This is a genomic window from Paraburkholderia sp. SIMBA_027, assembly GCF_046535315.1.
GTDB lineage: Bacteria > Pseudomonadota > Gammaproteobacteria > Burkholderiales > Burkholderiaceae > Paraburkholderia > Paraburkholderia tropica.
Genome location: NZ_JAWRWY010000007.1, coordinates 71,954 through 98,611 on the forward strand (window position 1 = coordinate 71,954; position 26,658 = coordinate 98,611).

The window sequence follows — 26,658 nt, forward strand, 5'->3', positions numbered from 1 at the left end:
GCGCCGACTCACTCCTCGAACTCACTGCGCGAACTCACTGCGCCAGATACACGAACTTGCCGCCGCGTATCGTGCCCATCACGCTCGCGCGCTGGTCCAGACCCACGTGGTCCTTCTCGCTCGTGTTGACCACGCCGTTGGGCACGACCAGTTCGTGCGCGTGCTCCAGTTCGCTGCGCAGCGCCACGCGGAACGCCTCGGTGCCGGGCTGCGCGGTCTTGAGCGCGCGCGTCACGGCGTCGGCGAGGCGCGGGTACACGCCGGCCGCGTCGCCCGCGAACTGCGTGACGGTGCCAGGACCGTATTTGACCTCATAGGCGTCCACGAAGGCGAGCGCCGCTTTCTGCGCGGGCTGGTCGGCGGGCAGCGTGCGCGCCACCACCACCGGCTGCGTCGGAAACAGCGTGCCTTCCATGTCCTTGCCGCCGAGCTTGATGAACTCGGGCGTGGCGATACCGTGCGTCTGATAGATCGCGCCCTTGTACCCGCGCTCGACCAGCGTGCGCTGCGGCAGTACGGTCGGCGTGCCCGCGCCCGCGATCAGCACGGCGTCGGGTTTCGCGGCGATCAGCTTGAGGATCTGGCCGGTCACGCTCGCGTCGGTGCGGTTGAAGCGCTCGGTCGCCACGATCTGAAGGTTGCGCTCCTTCGCGAACTTCGTGAACGCGTTGAGCCAGCTGTCGCCGTAGCTGTCGGCGAAACCGATGAAGCCCACCGTCTTCACGCCGTGCGCGGCCATGTAGCGCGTCATCACGTCGGCCATGGCGGCGTCGGTCTGCGCCATCTTGAACGCCCAGGTGCGCGCGCCCTGCTGCGGCTCGACCACCGAGGCCGAGCCGACCAGCGTGATCATCGGCGTCTTGCTTTCGGCCACGGCGTCGAGCGCCGCGAGCGCGGCGGGTGTGATGTTCGGCCCGACGATCACGTCCACATGGTCCTCGTTGACCAGTTTGCGGATGTTGCGCACCGCCGCGCCCGGGTCGGAGCCGTCGTCGAGCACGATGTAATCGGCTTTCTGGCCCGCGATCGTCGGGGGCCACATCAGCATGGCGTTCTTGCTGGTGATGCCGATGGCGGCGGCGGGGCCGGTGCTCGACAGGTCGATGCCTACCTTGAGGTCCGCGTGCGCGGCGGGGGCGGCAATGCCCAGCGCGACAGCGGCGGCGAGGGCGAGCGGACGCAAGGCAGGGCGCAAGCCCGGATTCAGATGATGCAGACGCAGATACGACTTCATGCAGCGGTCTCCAGGAAGGAAAAAAGCGAGAAGCGTTCTATCTAGTTAGTTGTGGGTGAATCTGCGGGTGAATCCGCGCGGTTGAATGCGGCACGCGCCGTCCGCTTACAGTTCGCATTACAGCGCGCATTACAGCGCGTATTACAGCTCGTACGTCTCGTGCTCGCCCTTGAGCGCCTGTTCGATCAGCTTGCGGTTCAGGCTCGGCGAAAGCAGCTCGACGAGCGTATACACATAACTGCGCAGATACGCGCCCTGCTTGAGCGCCACGCGCGTCACGTTGCTGCCGAACAGATGCCCCACCGGCACGGCGCGCAGATGGCGGTCGCGTTCGGCGTTGAAGGCGATATCGGCCATGATCCCCACGCCGAGGCCCAGTTCCACATAGGTCTTGATCACGTCCGCGTCGATGGCTTCGAGCACGATGTCGGGCGAGAGCCCGCGCAAACGGAACGCCTCGTTGATCTTGGTGCGGCCCGCAAACGCGTTGTCGTAGGTAATCAGCGGAAATTGGGCCAGATCGTCGAGCGAGAGCGGCTTGCGTTCCAGCAACGGATGATCGGGTAGCATCACGGCCACGTGATGCCAGGTGAAGCAGGGCAGCGAGACCAGTTCCTTATAGTTGGAGATGGCCTCGGTGGCGATCGCGAGGTCGGCCTGGTCGTGCAGCACCATTTCGGCGACCTGGGTCGGGCTGCCTTGCAGAATCGAAAGGTGGACCTTGGGGAAGCGCCGCTTGAACTCGGCGATGGCGGCCGGCAGCGAGTAGCGCGCCTGCGTATGCGTGGCCGCGATCACCAGATTGCCTTGATCCTGGGCCGCATAGTCCTTACCTACGCGTTTGAGGCTTTCCACTTCCTGAAGGATGCGCTCCACGGAGGCGAGGATGATGCGGCCGGGTTCCGTGAGCGAGCGCACGCGCTTGCCGTGGCGCGTGAAGATTTCGACCCCCAATTCATCCTCGAGCTCGATGATCGCCTTCGAGACGCCGGGCTGGCTGGTATACAGGGCCTTCGCGGCCTCCGTGAGGTTGAAATTCTGGCGCACGGCCTCGCGTACGAAGCGGAACTGGTGCAGGTTCATATATAACCCCTTGGCATATCAACCTGATTTTTGAATCGTTTGAAATATAAGGCGAGTTTATTACCATTTCCCCAACTTTTCCAATATGGATATCTGTTTTGGTCATTAGCAAATGACCGGCGAGTTGAAGGCGCCGGTCGGGCTGGAACAGAAATAGCGAAGTCGAAGTCGGAGAACGCGGCGTAACCGGAACGCCGCGATTGATACAACCCTGGGGTCCCCGAATGTACCAATACGATCAGTACGACCAGACCATCGTCGACGAGCGCGTCGCGCAATACAGCGACCAGGTTCGCCGCCGCCTGTCGGGCGAATTGAGCGAAGAAGAGTTCCGTCCGCTGCGTCTGCAGAACGGCCTGTACTACCAGCGCCATGCCTACATGCATCGCATCGCGATTCCGTACGGCAATCTGCGCAGCGACCAGATGCGCATGCTCGGCACCATCGCGCGCGAGCACGACCGCGGTTACGGCCACTTCTCGACGCGCTCGAACATCCAGTACAACTGGATCAAGCTCGAAGAAACGCCCGAAATCCTGCGCAAGCTCGCGTCGGTCCAGATGCACGGCATCCAGACCTCGGGTAACTGCATCCGCAATATCACCGCCGACCAGTTCGCGGGCGTCGCGCCCGACGAAGTCATCGATCCGCGCCCGTGGGCCGAGATCATGCGTCAGTGGTCGACGTTCCACCCCGAATTCGCGTGGCTGCCGCGCAAGTTCAAGATCGCCGTCTCGGGTTCGAAGGAAGACCGCGCCGCCGTGCAGATCCACGATCTGGGCGTCTACCTCGACCGCAACGAGCAGGGCGAAGTCGTCGCGAGCATTCTCGCGGGCGGCGGCCTCGGCCGTACGCCGATCATCGGCGCGATCATCAAGCGCGACCTGCCGTGGCAGCATCTGCTGACCTACTGCGAAGCCGTGCTGCGCGTGTACAACCGCTACGGCCGCCGCGACAACCTCTACAAGGCGCGTATCAAGATTCTCGTGAAGGCGCTTTCGCCCGAGAAGTTCGCGCAGCAAGTGGAAGAAGAGTGGCAGCACCTGAAGGACGGCCCGTCGACGATCACGCAGGCCGAAGTGGACCGCGTGTCGCAATACTTCGCGCCGCCGGCCTACGAAAAGCTGACCGACACCGACACCTCGTACGAAAAGCATCTGCTCGAAAACCGCGCGTTCGCGCGCTGGGTCGAGCGCAACGTGCGTCCGCACCGCGTGCCGGGCTACGCTTCGGTCACGCTCTCGCTCAAGCCGCAGGGCATCGCCCCGGGCGACGCGACCGACGTGCAGATGGAAGCCGTGGCCGACTGGGCCGACGCTTACTCGTTCGGCCAGGTGCGCGTCTCGCACGAGCAGAACCTGATTCTCGCGGACGTGAAAAAGCAGGACCTGTTCGCGCTGTGGGAAAAGGCGAAGGCAGTTGGTTTCGCGACGGCCAACGTCGGCCTGCTGACCGACATCATCGCGTGCCCGGGCGGCGACTTCTGCTCGCTCGCGAACGCCAAGTCGCTGCCGATCGCCGAAGCGATCCAGCAACGTTTCAGCGACCTCGATTTCGTCTACGACCTCGGCGACGTCTCGCTCAACATCTCGGGCTGCATGAACTCGTGCGGTCACCACCACGTCGGCAACATCGGCATTCTGGGCGTCGATAAAGACGGCTCGGAGTGGTACCAGGTGTCGCTCGGCGGCGAGCAGGGCAACGGCGCCAACGGCGCACGCCTTGGCCGCGTGATCGGCCCGTCGTTCTCGGCGGAAGAGATGCCCGACGTGATGCAGAAGGTGATCGACACGTTCGTCGAACTGCGCATCGACGGCGAGCGTTTCATCGACACCTACGACCGCCTCGGCATCGCGCCCTTCAAGGAGCGCGTGTACGCCTCGCGCCAGACGGCGCACGCCTGAGCCGCACGCAACGAATCGAGAGTTAAGCAATGGCATTGATCATCAAGAACCGCGAGATCGTCGAAGACAACTGGCAGGTCGTGCGTGCCGCCGAAGACGGCGCGCTGCCCGACGTGGCCGCGCTGCCGGCCGGCAAGGTGCTGGTCCCGTTCGCGTACTGGCAGGCCAACCGCGACGCGCTGGCCGCGCGCGGCAAGGACGAACTGGGCGTGTGGCTCGCGCCGGACAGCGAACCGGCTGACGTGGTCGCCGACTTCGACAAGATCGCGCTGATCGCAATCGACTTCCCGGTGTTCCGCGACGGCCGCGGCTATTCGATCGCGCGTCTGTTGCGCGAGCGTTATGGCTACAAGGGCGAGATTCGCGCGATCGGCGACGTGCTGCGCGACCAGCTGCGCTTCTACGAGCGCTGCGGCTTCGACGCCTACGCGCTGCGCGCCGACAAGGACATCCACGACGCGCTGAAGGCGTTCACGGAATTCACGGTGCAGTACCAGGGCGCGTTCGACGAACCGTCGCCGCTGTTCCGCCGCCGCGCGGCACAAGCGGCCGAATCGGGCGCGGCAGCATGAGCACCGCCCCTACCGCAGCCAGCGAGATCACGGCTGACCTGCAGGCGAAGATCGAGCGGCTCGATGCGCTGCTCGACTCGATCGCCGCGCGTCACGCCGACGTCAAGCTAGCCAGCAGCCTCGCCGCCGAAGACATGCTGCTCACGCACGCGATCCTGTCGCGCGGCGTGAAGATCGGCATCTTCTCGCTGAACACGGGCCGCCTGCACGCCGAAACGCTCGGCATGCTCGACGCGGTGCGCGAGCGCTACGGCTACGCGATCGAGCAGTTCCATCCGCAGCAGGACGCGGTGGACGAATATGTCGCGCAGCACGGCCTGAACGCGTTCTACGAGAGCGTCGATCTGCGCAAGCGCTGCTGCGAAATCCGCAAGGTCGAGCCGCTCAACCGCGCGCTGTCGGGCGTGTCGGCGTGGGTCACGGGCCAGCGCCGCGAGCAGTCGGTCACGCGCGCGGAGCTGCACGAGGAAGAACGCGACGAAGCGCGCAACATCGACAAGTTCAATCCGCTCGCGGACTGGACCGAGGCCGATGTGTGGGATTACCTGCGCGCCTTCGCGGTGCCGGTGAATCCGCTGCATGCGCGCGGCTATCCGAGCATCGGCTGCGAACCCTGCACGCGTGCGATCCGTCCCGGCGAAGACAGCCGCGCGGGCCGCTGGTGGTGGGAGTCGCGCGATACGAAGGAATGCGGGCTGCACATCACGTCGGTGTCCGCGATTCCGGTGGTGGCGGTGTCGCCGATCGGCCAGGCGAGCTAAGATTGAAGTTTTCGCGCCGCTTTCGACGTTTTAACGAACGCCGAACGGCAGCGAAGTCGAATACAGAGTAACGCGCCCGATGCAAAGGGCGCGATCAGACGAAGGATTCCGAACATGAGCACGACGCTCGATTCCGCAGTGAACGCCCCGCTTCAGGTGACGGCGAACCGCATGGACCATCTCGACTGGCTCGAAGCCGAGTCGATCCACATCCTGCGCGAGCTGGTCGCCGAATGCAGCAAGCCGGCGCTGCTGTTCTCGGGCGGCAAGGATTCGGTCGTCGTGCTGGCGCTCGCCCTCAAGGCGTTCGGTCTGGGCGCGAACCGCAAGACCTCGCTGCCGTTCCCGCTCGTTCACATCGACACGGGCCACAACTACGAGGAAGTGATCGACTTCCGCGATCGCCGCGCGGCTGAAATCGGCGCGGAACTCGTGGTCGGTCACGTCGAAGATTCGATCAAGAAGGGCACCGTGCGCCTGCGCCGCGAAACCGATTCGCGCAACGCCGCGCAAGCGGTCACGCTGCTCGAAACCATCGAGCAATACGGCTACACCGCCATGATCGGCGGCGCGCGCCGCGACGAAGAGAAGGCCCGCGCGAAGGAGCGCATCTTCTCGTTCCGCGACGAATTCGGCCAGTGGGACCCGAAGGCGCAGCGCCCGGAACTGTGGAGCCTGTACAACGCGCGTCTGCACAACGGCGAACACCTGCGCGTGTTCCCGATCTCGAACTGGACCGAACTCGACGTGTGGCAATACATCGAGCGCGAAAAGCTCGAACTGCCGTCGATCTACTACGCACACCAGCGCGAGATCGTGCGCCGCAACGGCCTGCTCGTGCCGGTCACGCCGCTCACGCCGATGAAGGAAGGCGAAGTCAGCGAAATGGCGCAAGTGCGTTTCCGCACCGTGGGCGACATCAGCTGCACGTGCCCGGTGGCGAGCGATGCCGACAACGTCGAGAAGATCATCGCCGAAACGGCCGTGACCGAAATCACGGAACGCGGCGCGACGCGCATGGACGATCAGGCGTCGGAAGCCGCGATGGAACAGCGCAAGAAGCAAGGTTATTTCTAAAGAGCACGCAGAGGAAGAATTGAACATGGTTACGACGCATCAACCTGAAGACCTCGGCGTGCTGCGCTTCATCACGGCGGGCAGCGTGGACGACGGCAAGAGCACGCTGATCGGCCGCCTGCTGTACGACAGCAAGGCAGTCCTTTCGGATCAACTCTCGGCGCTTTCGCGCGCCAAGAACAAGCGCACGGTCGGCGACGAAATCGACCTGTCGTTGCTCACGGACGGCCTCGAAGCCGAGCGCGAGCAGGGCATCACGATCGACGTGGCGTATCGCTATTTCGCCACGGCCAAGCGCAAGTTCATCATCGCCGATACGCCGGGCCACGAGCAGTACACGCGCAACATGGTCACGGGCGCCTCGACGGCGCACGCCGCGATCATCCTGATCGACCCCACGCGCGTGACGGTCGAGAACGGCGTGACGCAACTGCTGCCGCAAACCAAGCGCCATAGCGCGATCGTCAAGCTGCTCGGTCTGCAACACGTGATCGTCGCGATCAACAAGATGGATCTGGTCGATTACAGCGAAGCGACCTTCAACCTGATCCGCGAAGCCTACGTCGAACTCGCGCGCCAGCTCGGCCTGGAAGACGTGCGTTTCGTGCCGGTGTCGGCGCTCAAGGGCGACAACATCGTCGGCGCGAGCGAGCGCATGCCGTGGTACGCAGGCGAAGCGCTGCTCGACGTGCTCGAACAACTGCCGGTCGCGCAGGCAACGGGCGAAGCGCTGCGCTTCCCGGTGCAGTGGGTCGCGCGCCAGGACGGTTCGAGCGCCGACGACTTCCGCGGCTACATGGGCCGTATCGAAGCGGGCGAAGTGAAGCTCGGCGACGCCATCACGGTGCTGCCGGCGGGCCGCGCGGCCACGGTCGCGGAAATCATCGCGCCGGTGCCGGGCGGCACGGCGCAGGTCGACCGCGCGTTCGCGGGCCAGACCGTCACGATCCGTCTCGCGGAAGACGTGGACGTCTCGCGCGGCGACACCTTCGTGCCGGCCGGCGACGACACGCAACCGGCCAAGAAGCTCGAAGCGGACCTCTGCTGGTTCGACGAGGAGCCGCTCTCGCCGCAGCGCAAGTACCTGCTCAAGCAGACCACCAGCACGGTGTTCGCGAAGATCGGCGCGATCAAGGAAGTGCTCGATGTGCATACGCTTTCGCACGCCGTCGACCGTCACGACCTGGCGATGAACGACATCGGCCGCGTCTCGCTCACGCTGCAAAAGCCGCTCGTCGCGGACCTGTATGATGTGCATCCGGGCACCGGCGCGTTCGTCCTGATCGACGAAGCCACGCACCACACGGTGGCCGCGGGCATGATCCGCGCCGTCGCCGCCTGACGCCGCAGCGCGCCACGCCCGCGCCATCCACGTCATGTGGCGGCGCGCGGCGGTGCGCCGGGCTTGCGCGTTTCGAGCGTGCGGTATGGGAGTCTTCTAGCAAATGGGTAAGGTCTATCTGATCGGCGCCGGTCCTGGCGCCGCGGATCTCATTACGGTGCGCGGCGCGCGTCTGCTCGGGCAGGCGCAGGTCGTCCTGCACGACGCGCTCGTCGAACCGGCGATGCTCGAGTACGCGCCGGCCGATGCGAAGTTCATCGCGGTCGGCAAGCGTTGCGGGCAACGCTCGACGGCGCAGCACTTCATCAACAAGCAACTCGTCGATGCCGCGCTGGAGCACGACGTGGTCGTGCGCCTGAAGGGCGGCGACCCGATGCTGTTCGGCCGCGCCGACGAAGAAATGCGCGCGCTCGAAGCGGCGGGCATCGAGTACGAAATCGTGCCGGGCATCACGGCGGCGCTCGCGAGCGCGGCCACGCTGCAACGCTCGCTCACGCTGCGCGGTGTGTCGCGCAGCGTCGCGCTCGCGACGTATTCGCGCGCGGCGGGCAGCGAGGAAATCCGCGAGCACGTGAACGCCGATTCGCTGGTGTTCTATATGGGCCGCGACAGCGCGCCCGAGATCGCGCGCCAGCTGATCGAAGCGGGCCGCGCGGGCGAGACGCCGGTGGCGATCGTCGAGGCGTGCAGCACCGCGCGCGAGCGCACGCTGACGCTCACGCTGGCGGCGCTGCAGGCGGGCGAGGCGCAGGACTGGCTCGACGCCGCGCAGCCGAGCCTGCTGATGATCGGCGAAGCGTTTCGTGCGCGCGCCGCGCAGGAAGACGCCTCGCAGGACGAACAGGATCCGCGCCGCGCCGCCGCGTAAAGTATAAAAAAACGGGGGTTGTGCGTAGTACGAGCACGAAAGCAGAAAGGGAAAGGGCCGCTGAGAAGCGGCCCTTTTCTTTTGTGCGGTTGCGCGACGGATTCAGGCGTCGCCGGGCGACGCGTGCTGCGATGCGTGAGTCAGGCAATAGCCGACGATGGCGTCGAGCACGGCATCGTCTTCGCCGACGGCGGTGGCGCAGCGGATCTGCACGTCCGGATGATCGGCCTGACATTGCGCGATGAGCGCGGGCAGATCGCGGCGAATATGGCCGCCCTGGCCGAAGAACACTGGCACCACGGTGATGACCGTGCAGCCTTGCGCGGCCTGCGCGGCGATGGCGTCGGGCAGGCTCGGTTCCATGAGTTCGAGGAAGGCGAGGGCGACCGGGCCGCCGGCGTCGCTGGCACCGCGCGCCGCCGCGAGTTTAGCGGCGAGGCGCGTGAACGGCTCTTTCCAGCGCGCGTCGCGCGCGCCGTGGCCGAAGAGAATCATGCCGTGCGTGCTCATCGTCGATTCTCCGTGATCTACGTGGCCGCTAGTGCCGGTCGACCCACTTCAGCCCGATCAGGCCGAGCGCGAGATAGATCAGCGCGGGTGTGGCCGCCGTGAGCGGCGCGGGCCAGCTACTCAGATTGCCGATGTGCGAGAACAGCGTGTTGACGAGCTGGAAGCTCATGCCGAGCATGATGCCGCCGAACACCTTCACGCCGACCACGCCCGCACGCGTATGCAGATACGCGAACGGCAGCGAGAGCACCAGCATCACGAACACCGCGAACGGGTAGAGCAGCTTGCGCCAGAGCGCGATTTCGTAGCGCTGCGTGTCCTGATGGTTTTCCTGCAAATGCTGGATGTAGCGGAACAGGTTGAACATCGACATGCGATCCGGCGACACCAGCAGCACCGAGAGAATCTGCGGCGTCAGTTCCGAGCGCAGCGAGTATTCGGGCAGCGCGCTCTGACTTGCGCGATAGACGGGCGCGAGCGCGTCGGTCGGCTGGTTCGGCGGCGGCGGCACGCTGACCAGCTCGGTGTCGGTCACGTCCTTGAGCAGCCAGTGGCCCGGCGGCTGGTACGTGCCGCTCTTCGCGATGCGCACGTTCGAGAGCTTGAACTGCTTGTCGAATTCGTAGATGCGCACGTCGGTGATGGTGGCGTCCGGCTGCAGCTTGCCGACGTTGACGAAACGCGTGACCTGCTCGCCGTCGAGGCGCGCCGTGAGCGTGTCCTTCACCCACACGCCCGACTGGAAGTTGGTCGACACGGCCGAGCCGAGCGCTTCGAGACGCACGCGCTCGGAAAGCTGGTCGGTGTACGGACCGACGACTTCGCCGATCAGATAGGTCAGCAGCACGAGCGGCACGCCGATCTTCAGCAGCGAGCGCAGCGCCTGGCCGGTCGCGAGACCCGAGACGCGGAAAATCGTGAATTCCGAGCTGGCCGCCATCTGCGCGAACACGTAGATCGCGCTGATCAGCGCCGCGACGGGAATGATTTCATAGAGCCGCGAGGGCGCCTGCAAGCCCACGCGCAGCACCGCGTAGCCGAACTTGTAGTTGCCGTGGCCGACCGAGTTCAGCTCGTTGATCAGGTCGAAGAAGAAGAACAGACCCGAGAAGGCGAACAGGATGAACACGAACGTCAGGTAGACCTGACGCGCGAAGTATTTCTCGTAAATGCGCATCGGTCAGTTCCCCTGCGACGCGCGGCGGAACATCGCGCGTGTAAAGAGCGGCCGGTTGCGCACGCGCAGCCAGAAAATGAAAACAACGAGCGCCAGCACGACCACGTGCAGCACCACGAGCCCGAGGCCGAACGACATCTTGCCTTGTTCGATCTGCGACTGAATGACGTTCAGCAGATTCGAATACGTGAGGTAGATCAGGACGGCCATCACGAGGTTGATGGTGCGGCTGCGGCGCGGATTCTGATACGCAAGCGGGATCGCCAGCAGCATCAGATTGATCGCGATCAGCGGCAGGCCCGCGCGCCAGGCGAATTCGCCGAGATTGTCGTCGGTGGGCTGGCGCAGCAGGTCGGGCGTGGAGGTCGAACTGGCCGACGGCGTGTTCACGACCGGCTGGCTCTGGATCTTGACGCCGTAACGCTGGAATTCGGAAATGCGGAAGTCGGGATGGCCCGGCTCGCCGTCGTAGCGGCGGCCGTTTTCGAGCACCACGAAGCGGTCGCCGTTCTTCTCGGTTTCCGTGTGCCCCGTCTTCGAGACGATGACGTTGACCTTGCCGTTCTCCGTGCTCGTGACGAACACGTTCTCCACGCGCGCCTGGTCGGGGCTCATGGACTCGATGAAGAACACGCGGTGCGTGGTGGGCGATTCGCGGAACTGGCCCGGCGCGAGCAGCGAGACCTCGTCGCGCTGCTGGAAGCGCGCGCGAATGAGCTTGCTCTGCGCGTTCGACCACGGCCAGCCGATGAAGGCGAAAAACACGATCAGCAGGATGATCGGCGTGGAAAACACGGCGATCGGCTTGATCAGGCGCGTGAGGCTCACCCCGGAGGCGAGCCAGACGACCATTTCGGAATCCTTGTACCAGCGCGTGAGGACGAACAGGATCGACACGAAGAGCGTGACGATGAGCATCACGGCGAGATAGCCGATCACGGTGAGGCCGATCAGGACCAGCACGTCGCGCGGGTCGATCTGGCCCGAAGCCGCGAAACCGACGATGCGGATCATCATCGTCGTCAGCATGATCGTGAGCAGAACCATGAACACAGCGCCGGCCGTGTACGCGAGTTCGCGCTGCAGGGAACGTTCGAAGATCATTCTAGATGGGCAGGGCGGGCGGCTCGGACCAGGCGCCGCGCCTTTCGCGCAACCGCCGAGGAGCCGCCGCGGGAAAAATAGCGGATAATTGCGGCTTTCATCCTAAGCCCTGATTTTATCCGAGGACAAGCGCGATGGACTTTAGCATAAAAGCCTGTGATTGGAGCAAAGGCGGGGAAGGCCCCTTCCTGACCGGCAAGTCGGATTGCGTCGTGGTGGGTGTCTTCGAGGCCCAAACCCTCTCCGGCGCGGCATTCGCGCTCAATGCGGCGCTCGGCGGCACGATCGCCCGCGTCGTCAAGGCCGGCGATATCGACGGCAAGGCCGGTTCCACGCTGTTCCTGCCCGAAGTGACGGGCATCGGCGCGTCGCGCGTGCTGCTCGTCGGTCTCGGCAAGCAGGATGCGTTCGGCCAGAAAGCCTATAACGACGCAGCCCGTGCGGCATGGCGCGCGATCCTCGGCACGCGCATCGCCCAGGTGACCTTCACGCTCGCGCAACTGCCCATCAAGGAGCGCACGAGCGACTGGGGCGTGCGCGCCGCGATTCAGGTCCTGCGCACCGAGACCTACCGCTTCACGCAGATGAAGAGCAAGCCCGACGTCACGCAGCGCGCGCTCAAGCGCGTGGTGTTCAGCGTCGACGCCGCCGACGAGAAGGTGGCGAAGGTCGCCGCGAAGCAGGCCGTGGCGCTCGCCAACGGCATGGACCTCACGCGCGACCTCGGCAACCTGCCGGGCAACGTCTGCACGCCCACCTATCTGGCCGCCACCGCGAAGAAGCTCGCGCGCGACTGGAAGCTCAAGGTCGAAGTGCTGGGCCAGCGTCAGATCGAAGCGCTCAAGATGGGTTCGTTTCTTTCTGTAACAAAGGGCTCGGTCGAACCGCCGCAGTTCATCGTGCTGCATTACCAGGGCGCCAGCGCGAAATCCGCGCCGATCGTGCTGGTCGGCAAGGGCGTCACGTTCGACACCGGCGGCATTTCGCTCAAGCCCGGCGAGGGCATGGACGAGATGAAGTACGACATGTGCGGCGCGGGCTCGGTGCTCGGCACGATTCGCGCGGTCGCCGAAATGGGCCTGAAGCTCAACGTGATCGGCATCATCCCGGCCTGCGAGAACATGCCCGCGGGCAACGCCACCAAGCCGGGCGATGTCGTCACGACGATGGCGGGCCTCACGGTCGAAGTGCTCAACACCGACGCCGAAGGCCGTCTGATCCTGTGCGACGCGCTCACCTACGCCGAACGCTTCAAGCCGGCAGCGGTGATCGACATCGCCACGCTCACGGGCGCGTGCATCATCGCGCTCGGCCATCACAACAGCGGCCTGTTCTCGAAGGACGACGCGCTCGCGGGCGAACTGCTCGACGCGTCGCGCGAAGCTTCCGACCCGGCCTGGCGTATGCCGCTCGACGACGAGTATCAGGATCAGCTCAAGTCGAATTTCGCCGATCTCGCCAATATCGGCGGGCGTCCGGCGGGCAGCGTGACGGCGGCGTGCTTCCTCTCGCGCTTCACCGAAGCGTATCCGTGGGCGCACCTCGACATCGCGGGCACCGCATGGAAGAGCGGCGCGGCGAAGGGCGCAACGGGCCGTCCGGTGCCGCTGCTGGCGCAATTCCTGATCGATCGCGCCGCGCAGTGATGCAGGTGTTGCAAACCATGCTGGAAAGCGGGGCAGGCATGAAAATAGCGGCGGGTTGGGCATGACGCGCATCGACTTTCATACGAATGTCGGCGACTCGCTGCTGTACGCATGCCGTCTCGTGCGCAAGGCGTATCAGGCGGGCCAGCAGGCGGTCGTGCTGGCCGAGCCTGGGCGCCTGCGCGCTTTCGACGAGATGTTGTGGACGTTCTCGCCGCTCGACTTCGTGCCGCATTGCATGGCCGACAGCGCGCACGCGGCCGAGACGCCCATCGTGCTGGCCACGGACCTCGAGCGCGCGCCGCATCATCGCGTGCTGCTCAATCTCGGCGCCGAAGTGCCGCCGCAGTTCGCCCGTTTCGAGCGCCTGCTCGAAGTGATCGGCGATGCGCCCGAGGAACTCGCGTCCGGGCGCGAGCGCTACCGCTTCTATCGCGATCGCGGCTATGCGCTGAACAACTACAAGCAGGGCAGTTGACGCGCCTCGCCTTGCTTGACCGACTTTCGAAGGAGGCGATCATGCCCGATCTCCACGACGTCGACGAGGCGCCGATTCCCATGCTGGACGAGGTGCTGGTCAACGGCAACCTGCTGCGTGCGCGTTCGCCGTTCGAGCGCGCCGAAGCGCCGCAGGGCGAGGCTGCGGCCGTTCACGTTCAAGCGGGTGAAGCCGGTCATGGCGAGCACGCGGAATTGAGCGGCGATGCCGGTCAAGGCAGCCGTCTCGATCCGCTCGATCACATCGATCACGACGATCTGCCAGAACTGGTCGATCGCTTCGAGCCGCTGGTGCAGATGACGCCCGCCAGTGCGGCAGCCGCGCTCGCAGCCGCGAACGCCGTGCCGGAGCCGCGGTTGTCGGCGCATGCCGAAGCGCAGACTCCGGTTCAAACACCCGCGCAATCCACCGCTTACGAACCCGAAGGCCTCTTCGCCCATGACGCCGACGCGCTCGTCGAGCGTCTGCGGGGACGCGCGCTGAGTTGGCTCACCGGCGAAGGGCGCGGTGTGATCGAGGCGCGTTGCAGTGCCGCGATGCAGGAGCACGCACACTGGATCGTCGGGCAGGTGTCGCGCGAGATCGGTCTCGCGCTCGAAACGGAACTGAAGGGCTGGGTGAAGGCCGCGGTGCGCGAGGAGCTTGCCGCGCGCGCCGCACACAGCGGTTTGCACAAAGCCTGAGCGGCGCGCGTTCGTGTTTTCTGAATTCTTGAATGCTTTCTCTGCGGCGCGTCACGACCGGTGCGCGCTGCACGCGTATCGATAGCGCGCGGGTTTGCCACGCGCGCGTTAGCGCATCACTTGAGCGTGAGAATCCAGCCGGCGAGCGTGGCCGCCTGGCCGGGGCTCAGTTGCGTGTTGGCGGGCATGGGCACGACGCCCCAGACGCCGCTGCTGCCTTCCGCGATCTTGTGGGCGAGATAGTTCTGCGCGTCCGGCTTGCCGGCGTACTTCGCGGCGACGTCGCGCAGTGCGGGACCCATGAAGGTGCGCGTGACCGAATGACAGCTCATGCAGTTCTGCTGCTGGGCGAGGGCGAGTCCGCCGGGCGCGTTCTGCACCTGCGCTTGTGCCTGTACGTGCGACGCGGCGAGGAGAAACGTGAGCGCGGCGGCGAGCGTCGCTGTCTTGTTCTTCGCTTGCGACTTCTGTTTCATGCTGGTCTCCGCCAGCGTAGGCGCCGGCTGTGTCGACGCATTATAAGAGCAAAGGGCGCGCGGATTTTCCGTGCGCCCTTTGCCGGGTTGCCGCCTGTGTTATCGCGCGCGCATTGCTGTGTGGATTGCTGCGTGGATTGCGTTTGGCCCAGTTCGCCGCGATGCCTGCCGGCGCGCCCTCAGCCCGTCACGGCGCCCTTGTTCGCGGGCCGCGCGAGCGCCGCGAACTTCGCGAGCACGCCGCGCGTATAACGCGGCGCGGGTTGCTTCCACGTGGCGCGGCGGCGCGCGAGTTCGGCGTCGTCGATGTTCAGTTGCAGCAACAGCCGGTGCGCATCGATGGTGATCGAATCGCCTTCCTGCACGAGCGCGATCGTGCCGCCCTCGAACGCCTCGGGCGCGACGTGCCCGACCACCATGCCCCACGTGCCGCCCGAGAAGCGACCGTCGGTGATGAGCCCGACCGTTTCGCCGAGCCCCTTGCCGATGATCGCCGACGTCGGCGCGAGCATCTCCGGCATGCCGGGTCCGCCCTTCGGCCCGAGGTAGCGCAGCACGACCACGTCGCCGGCCTGGATCTTGTCGGCGAGGATCGCGTCCATCGCGCTCTGCTCGTCGTCGAACACGCGCGCCGGGCCGGTGATCACCGGATTCTTCAGCCCCGTGATCTTGGCGACCGCGCCCTCGGTCGCGAGATTGCCCTTGAGAATCGCGAGGTGGCCTTCCTTGTAGAGCGCCTGGTCGATCGGATAAATCACCTTCTGGTCGGCGCGCGGTTGCGACGGCACGTCCTTGAGTTCTTCCGCGATCGTGCGGCCCGTGATGGTCATGCAGTCGCCGTTGAGCAGACCCGCGTCGAGCAGCAGCTTGAGCACCTGCGGAATGCCGCCCGCCGCGTGCAGGTCGGTGGCCACATACTGGCCCGAGGGCTTGAGGTCGCAGATGACCGGCACCTTCTTGCGCATGCGCTCGAAGTCGTCGATGGTCCAGTCGATTTCGGCGGCGTGCGCGATGGCCAGATAGTGCAGCACGGCATTGGTCGAGCCGCCCGTCGCCATGATCAGCGCCACGGCGTTTTCGATCGATGCCTTCGTGATGATGTCGCGCGGCTTGAGGTCTTTCTTGACCGCTTCGACGAGCACGCGCGCCGACTCCGCCGCCGAATCCACCTTCTCCTGATCGGGATTCGCCATCGTCGACGAATAGAGCAGCGACATGCCGAGCGCCTCGAACGACGAACTCATGGTGTTGGCCGTGTACATGCCGCCGCACGAGCCGGTCGACGGACACGCGTTCTGTTCGACGCCCTCGAAATCCTCCTCGCTCATGCGGCCCGCCGTGAATTCGCCGACGGCCTCGAACGCCGAGACGATCGTCAGGTCCTTGCCCTTCCAGTGGCCCGGCCGGATCGTGCCGCCGTACACGTAGATGCCCGGCACATTGATGCGCGCGAGCGCGATCATGCCGCCGGGCATGTTCTTGTCGCAGCCGCCGATCACGACCACGCCGTCCATCCACTGGCCCTGGACGCAGGTCTCGATGCAGTCGGCGATCACTTCGCGCGAGACGAGCGAGTACTTCATGCCTTCGGTGCCCATCGACATGCCGTCGGAAATGGTCGGCGTGCCGAAAGTCTGGGCGTTGGCGTCGGCGTCCTTGAGCGCGCCCACGGCGGCGTCGGCGAGCCGTTGCAGGCCCGCGTTGCAAGGCGTGATGGTCGAATGGCCGTTGGCGACGCCGATCATCGGCTTGTCGAAGTCGGCCTTCTCGTAGCCGAGCGCGTAAAACATCGAACGGTTCGGCGAGCGCGCGACGCCTTGCGTGATGTGCTTCGAACGACGGTTGTATGCCATGGGGACGCTCCGTGTCTCGATTTCGATTGTTGTGGGGATGAGGGGACGTGCGTGTCAGGATGGTGTGTCGCGAGCGCAATGTCCAATATATTATTCGTGGCTTATTGAGTCGAAAAACATATCAATGGAGTGGTCACGATGAGTCTCGCGAGTCCCGATCTACGCCAGTTGCGCTACTTCGTGGCGGTGGCGGAGGAGCAGCATTTCGGCCGCGCCGCCGCGCGCCTGTCGATGACGCAGCCGCCGCTCTCGCAGGCGATCCGCGCGCTGGAGGAGGCGCTTGGCGTGGAGCTGTTCGCGCGCACGCGCCGCTCGGTCGAGCTGACGGCCGTGGGTGCCGATCTGCTGCCGGAGGTGCGGCGCATTCTGGCTTCGGCGGACGCCTTGCGCCCGCTCGCGCAGAGTCTCGCGCGCGGCGAGGCGGGCGTGCTGGCGCTGGCTTTTGTCTCGACAGCCGATTACGGCCTGCTGCCGCTTTTGCTGCGCGACTTCGGCGCGCGCTATCCGCGCGTGCGGTTGCAACTGGCCGAAGCGACCAGCGACGTGCAGGTGGACGAACTGGTGGCGGGGCGCATCGACGCGGGCCTCGTGGTCGCGCCCGTGCCGCCGCGCCACGCGGCGCAGCTCGCGTATCTGCCGGTCGCGCGCGAGCCGCTGGTGATCGCGATGCCGGCGGCGCTCTCGGCGCAACTCGGCGGCGCGGAAGCCGAAGCCGACGCCGACGACGGCTGGTGCGCCACGCCCGTGAACCTGCGCGATCTCGCCGACGTGCCGCTCGTCGTGTTTCCGCGCCATCTGGCCCCCGGTTTTCACGACACGATCATGGACTGCTACGGCGCGGCCGGTCTCGCGCCGCGCGTGGGCCAGGAAGCGATCCAGATGCAGACGATCGTGAGCCTCGTCTCGGCGGGCATGGGCGTGGCGCTGGTGCCGCAGTCGCTGCGGCATCTGCGGCGCACGGGCGTGGTCTACCGGCCGCTCGCGCAGGCCGTGCCGACGATCGAAACCGGCCTCGTCTGGCGCGTGCAGGAGGTGAGCCCGGTGCTGGCGGCGTTCATCGAGATCGTGCGCGCGCACGCGCACGCGGCCACGGTGAATGCGCAGCCGCACGCGTGAAGTCCCGGCGGCCGACGCGTGTGCACGGCGCCTTCATCTCTGTCCCTTAAAATCGCGGATCAGCACGATCAGCGAGAAATGTGCATTTTGGCTCGCGCGCCCCGGCGTCGGCGATAATGTCACCCCTCGGCGCCGCGTAACGTGCAACCCGCGTGGCGTATCTTGCAACCCGCTTTCAAGCTCACCGCCGACAAGAATCCACTTCACGATGCTCATCCATCCGAATTTCGACCCCGTCGCCATCCATCTGGGGCCGCTCGCCGTGCGCTGGTACGGCCTCATGTATCTCGTCGGCTTTATTCTCGCGATCGTGATCGGCCGTCTGCGCCTGCGTCTGCCGTATGTGGCCGCGCAGGGCTGGACCGCCAAGGACATCGACGACATGCTGTTCTACGGCGTGCTCGGCACGATCCTCGGCGGGCGTCTCGGCTACGTGCTGTTCTACAAGGCGAGCTGGTATTTCGCGCATCCGCTCGACATCTTCAAGGTGTGGGAAGGCGGCATGTCCTTCCACGGCGGTTTCCTCGGCGTGACCTTCGCGATGATCCTGTTCGCGTGGCAACGCGGCCGCACGTGGCTGCAGGTCACCGACTTCGTCGCGCCGATGGTGCCGACGGGTCTCGCCGCCGGGCGTCTCGGCAACTTCATCAACGGCGAACTGTGGGGCCGCGTGACCTCGCCGGATTCGCCCTGGGCGATGATGTTCCCGGGCGCCGCGAACGACGACGCCGCGTGGCTGCAAACGCATCCCGCGCTGGCCGCGAAGTGGCATCTGAACGAAGTGTTCGCGCAATATCATCTGCTGCCGCGCCATCCGTCCGAGCTGTACGAGATCGCGCTCGAAGGCATCGCGCTGTTCTTCGTGCTGATCCTGTTCTCGCGCAAGCAGCGCCCCGTCGGCGCGATTTCGGCGATGTTCCTGATCGGCTATGGCCTCGCGCGCTTCACGGTGGAATTCGCGCGCGAACCCGACGACTTCCTCGGCCTGCTCGCGCTCGGTCTGTCGATGGGCCAATGGCTGTCGCTGCCGATGATCATCGTGGGCGTGCTGCTGATGATCTGGGCGTATCGCCGCGCGAAGCGGGCCAACGGTGACAGCGGTGCGAACGGCACGCAGCAGACGGCTGCCGCGAAAAGCTGAAACGCACAGCGCCCACGCTGAAGTCCCATGAAAAAAGCCACGGTGTTTGCCGTGGCTTTTTTGTTTGGCAGCGCGTTAAAACGTGCTTTCGCAGGCGCTGTCGCGTTACTTCATCTGCACCGAGCCCGAGACGTTGACCGTCACGGTGGAGGTGCCGCCTTCGAGCGGCATGGGTGCCATCTTCGCGTCGGCGCTGGCGGCGCGCGCGCTCATCATCATCATCGGACGCGGCGGCACGCCGGAGTGACCCACGTTGACGTCGCGGATCGCGTAGCCGCTATAGCCGAACGCGCGCGCATTCGCGGACGCCTGATCGCGGAACGACGCGATCGCTTCGCTCGACAGCTTCTGTTCGGCGGCGCGCTGCGCTTCGGGCGAGAGCGAGAACGCCACGTTGCCGACCTGCATGACCGACGAGATATCGCCCGCGAGTTTCGACGCGGCGGCGAAGTTGCGCGATTCGAGCACGACCTCGGTGCGGCCGCGCCAGGCGGAGATGCGGCCGTCGCGGTCGGTGGACGGGTAGATCGAGAACTGGCCCGAGCGCGCGGTCACGCCGTTGACGCCCTTGGCTTTTTGCAGCGCGGAGTCGGCGCGCTGATTGAGCGTGCTGGTCAGCGACGCGGGATCGCTCGCTTCCTGCTCGTAGAACAACGTGATCGTGACGACGTCCTGCGGCACCTCGGCGCTCGCCTGGGCCGACAGCGAGAGCACGCCCGAGGGCTGATAGCGCGCATCGCTCTGCGCGAAGGCGGCGCTGGGCGCGAGCGTCAAGGCGAGCGGAATCGCAGCGGAAAGGGCGGCGGCGAGCGTGACGGCGGTTCTTTTCTTCATTGTGGCTCCTTGCAGAACGAATGCGCCGGCGGGTCGTTGCAGCACGTGGCAGCGCTGCACATCGCGCGACTGCCTGGACTGACGCGTACCGGCACGAGCGCATGATTGTGCTGAACTTCGCGCACGCGTGTCGGCTGCCTGTACGAAGGCACGGTCTGCTGCGTGGCGGCCGGCGTGTTCGTTAGGCGATGCGCCGCGCGCGGGGTTCCCGCACGCTGGCGGTTTTGCACACTTTGAAGATCGAGCGCCTGAAACAGGCTACATCAGCCGCTTCGTGATGAACTCCCACTCGGCGCGCGTGACCGGCGTGATCGAAAGGCGATTGCCCTTGGCGAGCACGCGCATCTCGGCAAGCTCGTCGTGCTCGCGCAGCGTGGCGAGCGGAATCAGCGCGCACTTCTTCTTGAACACGACGTCGACGAGCATCCAGCGCGGCGTTTCCTGCGTGGATTTCGCGTCGTAGTAAGGGCTTTTCGGATCGAACTGTGTGGGATCGGGATACGCGGTGGAGGACACTTGCGCGAGCCCCGCGATGCCGGGTTCGGGACAGCTCGAATGATAGAAGAGCACGCCGTCGCCGATCTGCATGGTGTCGCGCATGAAATTGCGCGCCTGATAGTTGCGCACGCCGGTCCAGGGCAGCGAGTGCTGCGGCGCGTTGGCGAGGTCGTCGATGCTCGCTTCGTCGGGTTCGGACTTCATCAGCCAGTAGCGCATGACGTGAAGATCGATTTGGAGAGCACAAAAGGAAAACGGCATCGGACGCGTGTCCGATGCCGTTCGAATAGGTCCCCGCCTTAGCCGCTAGGCCGGCATCCTGAACCTGAGGTTCAGAATTGGTCGCAGTTAGCAGCACTTCGGGTACATCAGACAAGTGACGCGCACACCCGTGCTACAAATTTCCGCAACCGTGCACATGGCATTGGTTCAAGGAATATATGACCTTGGCGAACCAGGCAGGGAAGCTGAACTGATTGCAACTGCCGTTGATGACAACCACAGCTGCTTAAACCTGTTTAGAAACGTATTCACTTCCTACGTTTCGATGAATCCATTTTAGCGCATTATGCAGCGGCGTTTTTATTGCACGCCATATTGCTGGATCACTGCGCCAAGCTGATCATTCATTTGGCGCATTGTACGACGGATTTCTTCGGCTGGGAATGCTTCTCCGTGACGCACGCTGGTCTGCAAACGCAGCAGTTCCGAGGCGAGCGAGAGCGCCGCCATGACGGCGATGCGATCCTGGCCGCGCACGTTGCTGTGATTGCGGATCTTCGACATTTCCGCGTCCACGCGTGCCACTGCTTCGAGCAGCGCGCCTTCGGTTTCAGGCGAACAGGCGAGGCGATAGCTCTGGCCGAGAATGGTCGCTTCGATCTGCTTGGTCGTCATGCATTTTCTCCGTGGCGAGCGGCGTTGTCGTCGTCGGCGCTTTGCTGCGGTTCGAGCAGGTCGAGCTGATTGTCGCGATCGGCGCCGGCGCGTGCGCGCGGCAGCTTTTCGAGGATCGCGTTCAGGCGCACCTGTGCGTCGTCGATCTTCGCCGACAGCCCATCGCGTTCGGCCTGCAGCGCGTTACGCTCTTCGCGCACCTGCTCGAGTTCCGTGCGCGTGGCTTCGCATTGCGCTTGAAGTTGTGCGAGTTGCTCTTCGAGCGCCACGCGTGCTTCGTGATGGCGCTGATTGATCTCGATCAGCCGCCCGATGTTTTGTGAGAGTGTTTCGAGTTCGTTGAGCATGTGCTGCGTCCTCTAAAGACAGGCATTCTAGCGCGGATTGCGGCGTATTCCGATAATTGCGTCGTTTCCAGACGTAACAGCCCTGCTTCGTGCCTGCATCTTGCGGTTTTTAACGGTTGGCGTGTTGCGCGTCGTGCTGCGGGAACATATTTTGCCGGGCGTTGTCCGATGCGCGCTCACGCTCGATCGCCACGTTTACGGCAATAATCGCGCTTTCTTGACGCTTGATTCGTACGCTCCCAGTACTTTTTTTGCGCGTCGTTTTATGTTGCGGTTCGCGGCAGTCAGTTGCTTCGTGCAGCGCGTCACGCGAAAGAGGGCGCGAAGTGCAGGCGCTCGAACTGCCGCGAGAACTGCATATGCGATGGGGAATCGGCGGCCAAACGCGCCGCGCGCGTTATAACATCTCGACATCTCAAATTTGCGACGTGCAACGATCGATACGCACGCGAGCGCAGCCACACTCCAGCCACGTCCGAGCCACGCCGAACCCAGCATGCAAACCGTCAGTCCCGATGAACCGCGCCACGCGCGCGAACGCTCGACGCACGCGCCGGGCGTTCGTGTTGCGCCGCCGCTGCGCGGCATGCACGCGCGCCGCGCAGCGGCGATCTGGTGCGGGCTCGCGCTTGCGGCGGTCGCGGTGTTCGCGGCGTCGGTGCTGATCGGCAGCGTGCCGGTGTCGTTCGCGCAGGCACTGCATGCGCTCATGCCTTCGACGTCGCTTCATACCGCTGTCGCGAACGCGGCGGCCGACGACATGACCACAGAAATCGTCCGCACGTTGCGCATGCCGCGCGCGCTCGGCGGCTTCGCGTGCGGTGCGTTGCTCGCGCTCGCGGGCGCGCTGCTGCAGGTGCTGTTGCGCAATCCGCTCGCGGAACCTTATGTGCTCGGCGTGTCGGGCGGCGCGGCGGCCTTTGCGTTGTGCGCGATGATCGCGGGTCTCGCGACGTGGGCCGTGCAGGCGAGCGCCTGCGCGGGCGCGTTCGTGTCGATCCTGCTCGTGCTCGGTCTTGCTCGCCGCGAGTTGTGGCGCGGCGAGCCGCAGGACAGCGCGCCGCGTCTGCTGCTCACGGGCGCGGTCACGGCGGCCGGATGGGGCGCGCTGATCACCTTGCTGCTGACGCTCGCGCCCGACGCGCGTCTGCGCGGCATGCTGTTCTGGCTGACCGGTGATCTCAACGGCATCGCCGCGCCGTGGCCCGCGTTCGCGGCGCTCGCGGTGGTGCTCGCGTTCGCCGTGCATGCCGCGCCGCGTCTGAATGTGCTGCTGCGCGGCGACGCCGCGGCGCAAGCGCTCGGCGTGCCGGTGCGGCGTCTGCGCGTGGGCGTGTATCTTGCCGCGTCGCTTGCCGCCGCCGCCGCGGTGACGACGGGCGGCACCATCGGCTTCGTCGGGCTCGTCGTGCCGCATATGCTGCGGCTCGCGTTCGGCAACGACCAGCGCATGCTCGTGCCCGCCGCCGCGCTTGCGGGCGGCCTCGCCGTGATGGGCGCCGATCTCGTCGCGCGCACCGTGGCCGCGCCGACGCAATTGCCGGTCGGCGTGGTGACGGCGCTCGCGGGCGTGCCCGTGTTCCTGTGGATGCTGCTGCGGAGGCGCACGCGATGAGCGCCTTGCCGATCACGCCGTCGAGTGCATCGCCGGGTGCATCGTCATTACTCGCCACGCGCGCGCTCACCTTACGCGCGGGTTCGCGCACGCTCGTCGAACACCTCACGCTCGACATTGGCGCGGGCGAAATCTGGTGCCTCGCGGGCGCGAACGGCGCGGGCAAAACCACCTTGATTTCCGCGCTCGCCGGTTTGCGCGACGCCGCGTCGGGCCATGTCGAAGTCGACGGCGTGACACTGCGCGACTGGCCGCCCGTGCGACTCGCGCAACGTCGCGCGCTGATGCCGCAAGACGTGCGCGACGCGTTCAGCGCGAGCGTGCTCGACACCGTGCTGCTCAACCGCTATCCGCATCTCGCGGGCTGGGGCTGGGAAAGCGAAGACGATCGCGCTGCCGCGTACGCAGCGCTGGCCACGCTCGGCCTCGAAGCCTTCGTCGGGCGCGACGTGCTCTCGCTCTCGGGCGGCGAGCGTCAGCGCGTCGCGCTCGCGGCGGTGCTGTGCCAGGACGCGCCGCTGCTGCTGCTCGACGAACCGCTCGCGCATCTCGATCTGCATCATCAGATTGCGTGTCTCGATGCGCTCACGCAATGGGTTCGCGCCGGGACAGCAGACGACCCGCGCGCCGTCGTGCTCTCGTGCCACGATCTCAATCTCGCGCGCCGATTCGCGACCCACGCGCTCCTGCTCGACGGACGCGGCGGCTATTACGCCGGCCCCGTGCGCGACGTCTTGACGGCGGAGCGCGCGAGCGACGCCTTCGGCCACGCGCTGGTGCTGATCCGCGACGGCCCGCACGAAGCGCTCGTGCCGGCGCTCGGCTCCACGCACGCGCCCGGCTGATCCGCATTGACCTGATTTCGCCCATCACAAATGATTCGCGCGCGGCGACAAACACCCACGCGCCGCGCGCTTCGAACGCTAACGAACGACCTATGACCACGACGCTTTCCGATCTGCTGACCATCGAACCGCTCGACGTCTCGCTGCGCGACACGCTGCAACATCTGATCGATACCAAGACCAAGCCGCCGGGCAGCCTCGGCCGCCTCGAAACGCTCGCGCGCCAGCTCGGCATGATCCAGCGGAGCACGCAGCCGCGCGTGACGCGTCCCGCGATGATCGTGTTCGCGGGCGATCACGGCATCGCGCACGAAGGCGTGAGCCCGTATCCGCAAGCGGTCACGGTGCAGATGGTCGCGAACTTCCTCGCAGGCGGCGCGGCGATCAACGCGTTCAGCGGCGTGAGCGGGCTCGAACTCGAAATCGTCGATGCGGGCGTGGCCGCGCCGTTGCCCGAATCGGCGCAACTCGTCAGCGTGCCGATCGCACGCGGCACGCGCAATTTCGCGCACGAACCGGCGATGACGCGCGACGAAGCGGTGCGCGCGCTCGCGGCGGGCGCGGCGCGCGTGCGTCATCATGCGGCGCTCGGTACCAACGTGATCGGCTTCGGCGAGATGGGCATCGCGAACACGTCGGCGGCGGCGTGTCTGATGAGCCGTCTGTGCAACGTGCCCATCGACGAATGCGTCGGGCGCGGCACCGGACTCGACAACGCCGGTCTCGCGAAGAAGCGCAACGTGCTGGCGGCGGCGCTCGCGAAGCACGCTCAGGTGCGCGAGCCGCTCGACGTGCTCGCCACGTTCGGCGGCTTCGAAATCGCGATGATGACGGGCGCGTTTCTCGAAGCGGCGCGTCAGCGCATGGCGATTCTCGTCGATGGCTTCATCGCGACCTCGGCGCTGCTGGTGGCCGATTCGCTCGCGCCGAACGTGCGCGATTACTGCGTGTTCGCGCACGCGTCGAACGAAGCGGGCCATCGCCGCATGCTCGATCATTTCGGCGGACGCGAACTGCTCGCGCTCGATCTGCGCCTCGGCGAAGGCACGGGCGCGGCGCTCGCGGTGCCGCTGCTGCGTGCGGCCGTGGCCTTCCTCAACGAGATGGCGAGCTTCGAGTCGGCGGGCGTGGACGACCGCGCCGATCACAGCGCCGATCACAGCGCCAATACGCCCGGCGCAGGCCACTGATCCCGCGATGAATCCGCTCGCGGAACTGCGTTACTTCTTCACGGCGCTCGGTTATTTCACGCGCGTGCCGGTGCCGCGCTGGGTCGGCTTCGAGCCGCAGTGGCTCAATGCGGCGGCGCGTTATTTTCCGCTCGTCGGCGCGTTGATCGGGGCGCTCGCGGCGCTCGTCTATCTGGCGGCGCTGCGCGTGTTTCCGCCCGGCGTGGCGGTGCTGTTGTCGATGGCGGCGACGCTGCTCGCCACCGGCGCCTTCCACGAAGACGGTCTCGCCGATTGTCTCGATGCGTTCGGCGGCGGCTACACGCGCGAGGACGTGCTGCGCATCATGCACGACTCGCGGATCGGCGCGTTCGGCGCGATTGGCGCGGTGCTTGCGCTGCTCATCAAGTGGCAGACGCTCGCGGCGCTGCCGCCGCTGCGCGCGGCCACGCTGATGATCGCGGGCCACGCGGCGAGCCGTGCGTTCGCGATCAGCTATCTCGTCACGCTCGAGTATGTCCGGCCCGAGGGCAAGGCCAAGCCGGTCGCGCAGCGCATGGGCGCGGCCGCGCTCGGCTGCGCGCTGCTGTTCGGGCTGCCGTGGCTGCTGTGGCCCGCGTGGCCAGACTGGCGCGCGGCGATCGTCACGTTTGTCGTGCTGATCGCGCTGCGCCATGCGCTCGGCCGCTATTTCGTGCGGCGCATCGGCGGCTACACGGGCGATTGTCTCGGCTTCGCGCAGCAGGTGTTCGAGCTGGCGATCTATCTCGTGGGGCTCGCATGGATCTCGTACTGATCCGCCATCCGGCCGTCGCGGTCGAGCCGGGTGTTTGCTACGGCAGCACCGAAGTACCGCTCGCCGCGTCCGTCGAAGCGGGCGCGGCGGCGATTGCCGCGCGGCTTGCGGCGCTCGGCGTGCGCGCGCCGCATCGCATCGCATCGAGTCCGCTGTCGCGTTGTGCGGGGATCGCGGAAGCGCTCGCGCAACAGCATGAAACGCTTGTGCCGCAACACGATGCGCGTCTCGCGGAGATGGATTTCGGCGCGTGGGAAATGCAGCGCTGGGACGCGATCGAGCGCGCGCAGCTCGACGCCTGGGCCGCCGATTTCGAGCATGCACGCGCGCATGGCGGCGAGAGCGTCGCGCAGTTCGACGCGCGCGTGACGGCGTGGTTCGAAGGCCTCGATGCGCTGGGACTGGCGCCGCGCGCGTGCCTGTGGACCGTCGCGCATGCGGGCGTGATCCGCGCGATTACGGCGCGTGCGCTAGGGCTGACGCTTGCGCGTTGTTCGAACTGGCCGCTGGAGATGGCCGCGATCGTGTGGCTACGCCGCGACCTGCACAGCGGCGAGTGGCAACTGGCGCGCTGGAACGCCTGATCGATTCGTTGTTTTGAATTGATTCGG

General features: G+C 66.0%; 28 protein-coding genes and 1 other RNA gene. 16 read left to right on the forward strand and 13 right to left on the reverse strand.

The genetic code is table 11. The features are described 5' to 3' along the window. Nucleotides 1-34: 34 nt before the first annotated feature. Nucleotides 35-1,234, reverse strand: a complete 1,200-nt coding sequence (locus SB764_RS14980) for an ABC transporter substrate-binding protein (protein WP_410863946.1) — start codon at nucleotides 1,232-1,234, stop codon at nucleotides 35-37. Between the two features lie 141 nt (nucleotides 1,235-1,375). Continuing rightward, nucleotides 1,376-2,317, reverse strand: coding sequence for a CysB family HTH-type transcriptional regulator (locus SB764_RS14985; RefSeq protein ID WP_065057310.1), 942 nt, complete (start codon nucleotides 2,315-2,317; stop codon nucleotides 1,376-1,378). A 224-nt stretch (nucleotides 2,318-2,541) separates the two neighbouring features. Between SB764_RS14985 and SB764_RS14990 the strand changes: the two genes are divergently transcribed. The 6 genes from SB764_RS14990 (at nucleotide 2,542) to cobA (ending at nucleotide 8,841) form a co-directional block, all read left to right on the forward strand. Then, complete coding sequence (locus SB764_RS14990) at nucleotides 2,542-4,221, forward strand: nitrite/sulfite reductase (RefSeq protein ID WP_065057311.1); 1,680 nt, start codon at nucleotides 2,542-2,544, stop codon at nucleotides 4,219-4,221. Between the two features lie 29 nt (nucleotides 4,222-4,250). Then, entirely contained in the window at nucleotides 4,251-4,793 is a 543-nt protein-coding gene (locus SB764_RS14995; RefSeq protein ID WP_205992980.1) for a DUF934 domain-containing protein, read from the forward strand. Next, nucleotides 4,790-5,554, forward strand: coding sequence for a phosphoadenylyl-sulfate reductase (locus tag SB764_RS15000; RefSeq protein ID WP_065057313.1), 765 nt, complete (start codon nucleotides 4,790-4,792; stop codon nucleotides 5,552-5,554). The genes SB764_RS14995 and SB764_RS15000 overlap by 4 nt, the downstream gene beginning before the upstream one ends. A gap of 114 nt (nucleotides 5,555-5,668) precedes the next feature. After that, nucleotides 5,669-6,631: a sulfate adenylyltransferase subunit CysD gene (gene cysD, locus SB764_RS15005; protein WP_065057314.1), complete on the forward strand. Its 963-nt coding sequence runs from the start codon at nucleotides 5,669-5,671 to the stop codon at nucleotides 6,629-6,631. 25 nt (nucleotides 6,632-6,656) lie between these two features. After that, complete coding sequence (locus tag SB764_RS15010) at nucleotides 6,657-7,973, forward strand: sulfate adenylyltransferase subunit 1 (RefSeq protein ID WP_065057315.1); 1,317 nt, start codon at nucleotides 6,657-6,659, stop codon at nucleotides 7,971-7,973. 103 nt (nucleotides 7,974-8,076) lie between these two features. Then, nucleotides 8,077-8,841 carry a uroporphyrinogen-III C-methyltransferase gene (cobA, locus tag SB764_RS15015; RefSeq protein ID WP_065057316.1) on the forward strand — a complete coding sequence of 255 codons (765 nt, stop codon included), beginning with the start codon at nucleotides 8,077-8,079 and terminating at the stop codon, nucleotides 8,839-8,841. Nucleotides 8,842-8,943: 102 nt separating this feature from the next. Here the strand turns inward: cobA and SB764_RS15020 are convergent, their stop codons facing one another. From SB764_RS15020 to lptF, 3 genes are read right to left on the reverse strand one after another with little or no spacing between them, the layout of a single operon-like run. Further along, a complete protein-coding gene (locus SB764_RS15020) occupies nucleotides 8,944-9,351 on the reverse strand; it encodes a sirohydrochlorin chelatase (protein ID WP_124261098.1) in 408 nt (135 codons plus the stop codon). A 28-nt stretch (nucleotides 9,352-9,379) separates the two neighbouring features. Then, nucleotides 9,380-10,528 (reverse strand): LPS export ABC transporter permease LptG, encoded by a 1,149-nt coding sequence (gene lptG, locus SB764_RS15025; RefSeq protein WP_110327559.1) that lies wholly within the window; start codon nucleotides 10,526-10,528, stop codon nucleotides 9,380-9,382. A gap of 3 nt (nucleotides 10,529-10,531) precedes the next feature. Beyond that, nucleotides 10,532-11,632 carry an LPS export ABC transporter permease LptF gene (gene lptF / locus SB764_RS15030; protein ID WP_065057319.1) on the reverse strand — a complete coding sequence of 367 codons (1,101 nt, stop codon included), beginning with the start codon at nucleotides 11,630-11,632 and terminating at the stop codon, nucleotides 10,532-10,534. Nucleotides 11,633-11,766: 134 nt separating this feature from the next. Between lptF and SB764_RS15035 the strand changes: the two genes are divergently transcribed. The 3 genes from SB764_RS15035 to SB764_RS15045 all read left to right on the forward strand — a co-directional run bounded on the left by SB764_RS15035 (nucleotide 11,767) and on the right by SB764_RS15045 (nucleotide 14,460). Next, nucleotides 11,767-13,278, forward strand: a complete 1,512-nt coding sequence (locus SB764_RS15035) for a leucyl aminopeptidase (RefSeq protein WP_065057320.1) — start codon at nucleotides 11,767-11,769, stop codon at nucleotides 13,276-13,278. Nucleotides 13,279-13,339: 61 nt separating this feature from the next. Then, on the forward strand, nucleotides 13,340-13,756 hold the full coding sequence (locus tag SB764_RS15040) for a DNA polymerase III subunit chi (protein ID WP_065057321.1): 417 nt from the start codon (nucleotides 13,340-13,342) through the stop codon (nucleotides 13,754-13,756). Nucleotides 13,757-13,797: 41 nt separating this feature from the next. Beyond that, nucleotides 13,798-14,460, forward strand: coding sequence for a DUF2486 family protein (locus tag SB764_RS15045; RefSeq protein ID WP_410863950.1), 663 nt, complete (start codon nucleotides 13,798-13,800; stop codon nucleotides 14,458-14,460). Nucleotides 14,461-14,576: 116 nt separating this feature from the next. On the opposite strand, the gene SB764_RS15050 is transcribed toward SB764_RS15045, so the two are convergent. Further along, a complete protein-coding gene (locus SB764_RS15050) occupies nucleotides 14,577-14,936 on the reverse strand; it encodes a c-type cytochrome (protein ID WP_065057323.1) in 360 nt (119 codons plus the stop codon). A gap of 179 nt (nucleotides 14,937-15,115) precedes the next feature. Beyond that, nucleotides 15,116-16,789, reverse strand: a complete 1,674-nt coding sequence (gene ilvD, locus SB764_RS15055; protein WP_065057324.1) for a dihydroxy-acid dehydratase — start codon at nucleotides 16,787-16,789, stop codon at nucleotides 15,116-15,118. A 138-nt stretch (nucleotides 16,790-16,927) separates the two neighbouring features. On the opposite strand from ilvD, the gene SB764_RS15060 reads away from it, so the two are divergent. Next, nucleotides 16,928-17,905: a LysR family transcriptional regulator gene (locus SB764_RS15060; RefSeq protein WP_410863952.1), complete on the forward strand. Its 978-nt coding sequence runs from the start codon at nucleotides 16,928-16,930 to the stop codon at nucleotides 17,903-17,905. A 33-nt stretch (nucleotides 17,906-17,938) separates the two neighbouring features. Here SB764_RS15060 and SB764_RS15065 read toward each other — a convergent pair whose 3' ends face one another. Further along, complete coding sequence (locus SB764_RS15065; RefSeq protein ID WP_124261103.1) at nucleotides 17,939-18,121, reverse strand: hypothetical protein; 183 nt, start codon at nucleotides 18,119-18,121, stop codon at nucleotides 17,939-17,941. Between SB764_RS15065 and lgt the strand changes: the two genes are divergently transcribed. Continuing rightward, the gene (gene lgt, locus SB764_RS15070) at nucleotides 18,114-19,046 is read left to right on the forward strand and encodes a prolipoprotein diacylglyceryl transferase (protein ID WP_410863954.1); all 933 of its coding nucleotides are present in this window, start codon (nucleotides 18,114-18,116) and stop codon (nucleotides 19,044-19,046) included. The two genes, SB764_RS15065 and lgt, sit on opposite strands and share 8 nt — an antisense overlap. A 105-nt stretch (nucleotides 19,047-19,151) precedes the next feature. On the opposite strand, the gene SB764_RS15075 is transcribed toward lgt, so the two are convergent. The 5 genes from SB764_RS15075 to SB764_RS15095 all read right to left on the reverse strand — a co-directional run bounded on the left by SB764_RS15075 (nucleotide 19,152) and on the right by SB764_RS15095 (nucleotide 21,622). Further along, a complete protein-coding gene (locus SB764_RS15075; protein ID WP_074984685.1) occupies nucleotides 19,152-19,880 on the reverse strand; it encodes an SIMPL domain-containing protein in 729 nt (242 codons plus the stop codon). Between the two features lie 258 nt (nucleotides 19,881-20,138). After that, complete coding sequence (locus SB764_RS15080) at nucleotides 20,139-20,597, reverse strand: EVE domain-containing protein (protein WP_074984686.1); 459 nt, start codon at nucleotides 20,595-20,597, stop codon at nucleotides 20,139-20,141. Nucleotides 20,598-20,665: 68 nt separating this feature from the next. Next, nucleotides 20,666-20,846, reverse strand: a non-coding RNA gene (ssrS, locus tag SB764_RS15085) — 6S RNA. A gap of 114 nt (nucleotides 20,847-20,960) precedes the next feature. Next, nucleotides 20,961-21,275, reverse strand: a complete 315-nt coding sequence (locus tag SB764_RS15090; RefSeq protein WP_065057327.1) for a cell division protein ZapA — start codon at nucleotides 21,273-21,275, stop codon at nucleotides 20,961-20,963. Beyond that, nucleotides 21,272-21,622: an ATPase gene (locus SB764_RS15095; protein WP_074984688.1), complete on the reverse strand. Its 351-nt coding sequence runs from the start codon at nucleotides 21,620-21,622 to the stop codon at nucleotides 21,272-21,274. Before SB764_RS15095 ends, SB764_RS15090 begins: the two co-directional genes overlap by 4 nt. A 586-nt stretch (nucleotides 21,623-22,208) precedes the next feature. Between SB764_RS15095 and SB764_RS15100 the strand changes: the two genes are divergently transcribed. The 5 genes from SB764_RS15100 to cobC all read left to right on the forward strand — a co-directional run bounded on the left by SB764_RS15100 (nucleotide 22,209) and on the right by cobC (nucleotide 26,631). Then, nucleotides 22,209-23,237, forward strand: a complete 1,029-nt coding sequence (locus SB764_RS15100; protein ID WP_410864061.1) for a FecCD family ABC transporter permease — start codon at nucleotides 22,209-22,211, stop codon at nucleotides 23,235-23,237. Beyond that, entirely contained in the window at nucleotides 23,234-24,082 is an 849-nt protein-coding gene (locus SB764_RS15105; protein ID WP_410863957.1) for an ABC transporter ATP-binding protein, read from the forward strand. Before SB764_RS15100 ends, SB764_RS15105 begins: the two co-directional genes overlap by 4 nt. Nucleotides 24,083-24,174: 92 nt before the next feature. Beyond that, entirely contained in the window at nucleotides 24,175-25,272 is a 1,098-nt protein-coding gene (gene cobT / locus SB764_RS15110; protein ID WP_074984690.1) for a nicotinate-nucleotide--dimethylbenzimidazole phosphoribosyltransferase, read from the forward strand. Between the two features lie 7 nt (nucleotides 25,273-25,279). Next, nucleotides 25,280-26,047 (forward strand): adenosylcobinamide-GDP ribazoletransferase, encoded by a 768-nt coding sequence (locus SB764_RS15115; RefSeq protein ID WP_183715268.1) that lies wholly within the window; start codon nucleotides 25,280-25,282, stop codon nucleotides 26,045-26,047. After that, a complete protein-coding gene (gene cobC / locus SB764_RS15120; protein WP_410863959.1) occupies nucleotides 26,032-26,631 on the forward strand; it encodes an alpha-ribazole phosphatase in 600 nt (199 codons plus the stop codon). The genes SB764_RS15115 and cobC overlap by 16 nt, the downstream gene beginning before the upstream one ends. Nucleotides 26,632-26,658 lie beyond the last annotated feature (27 nt).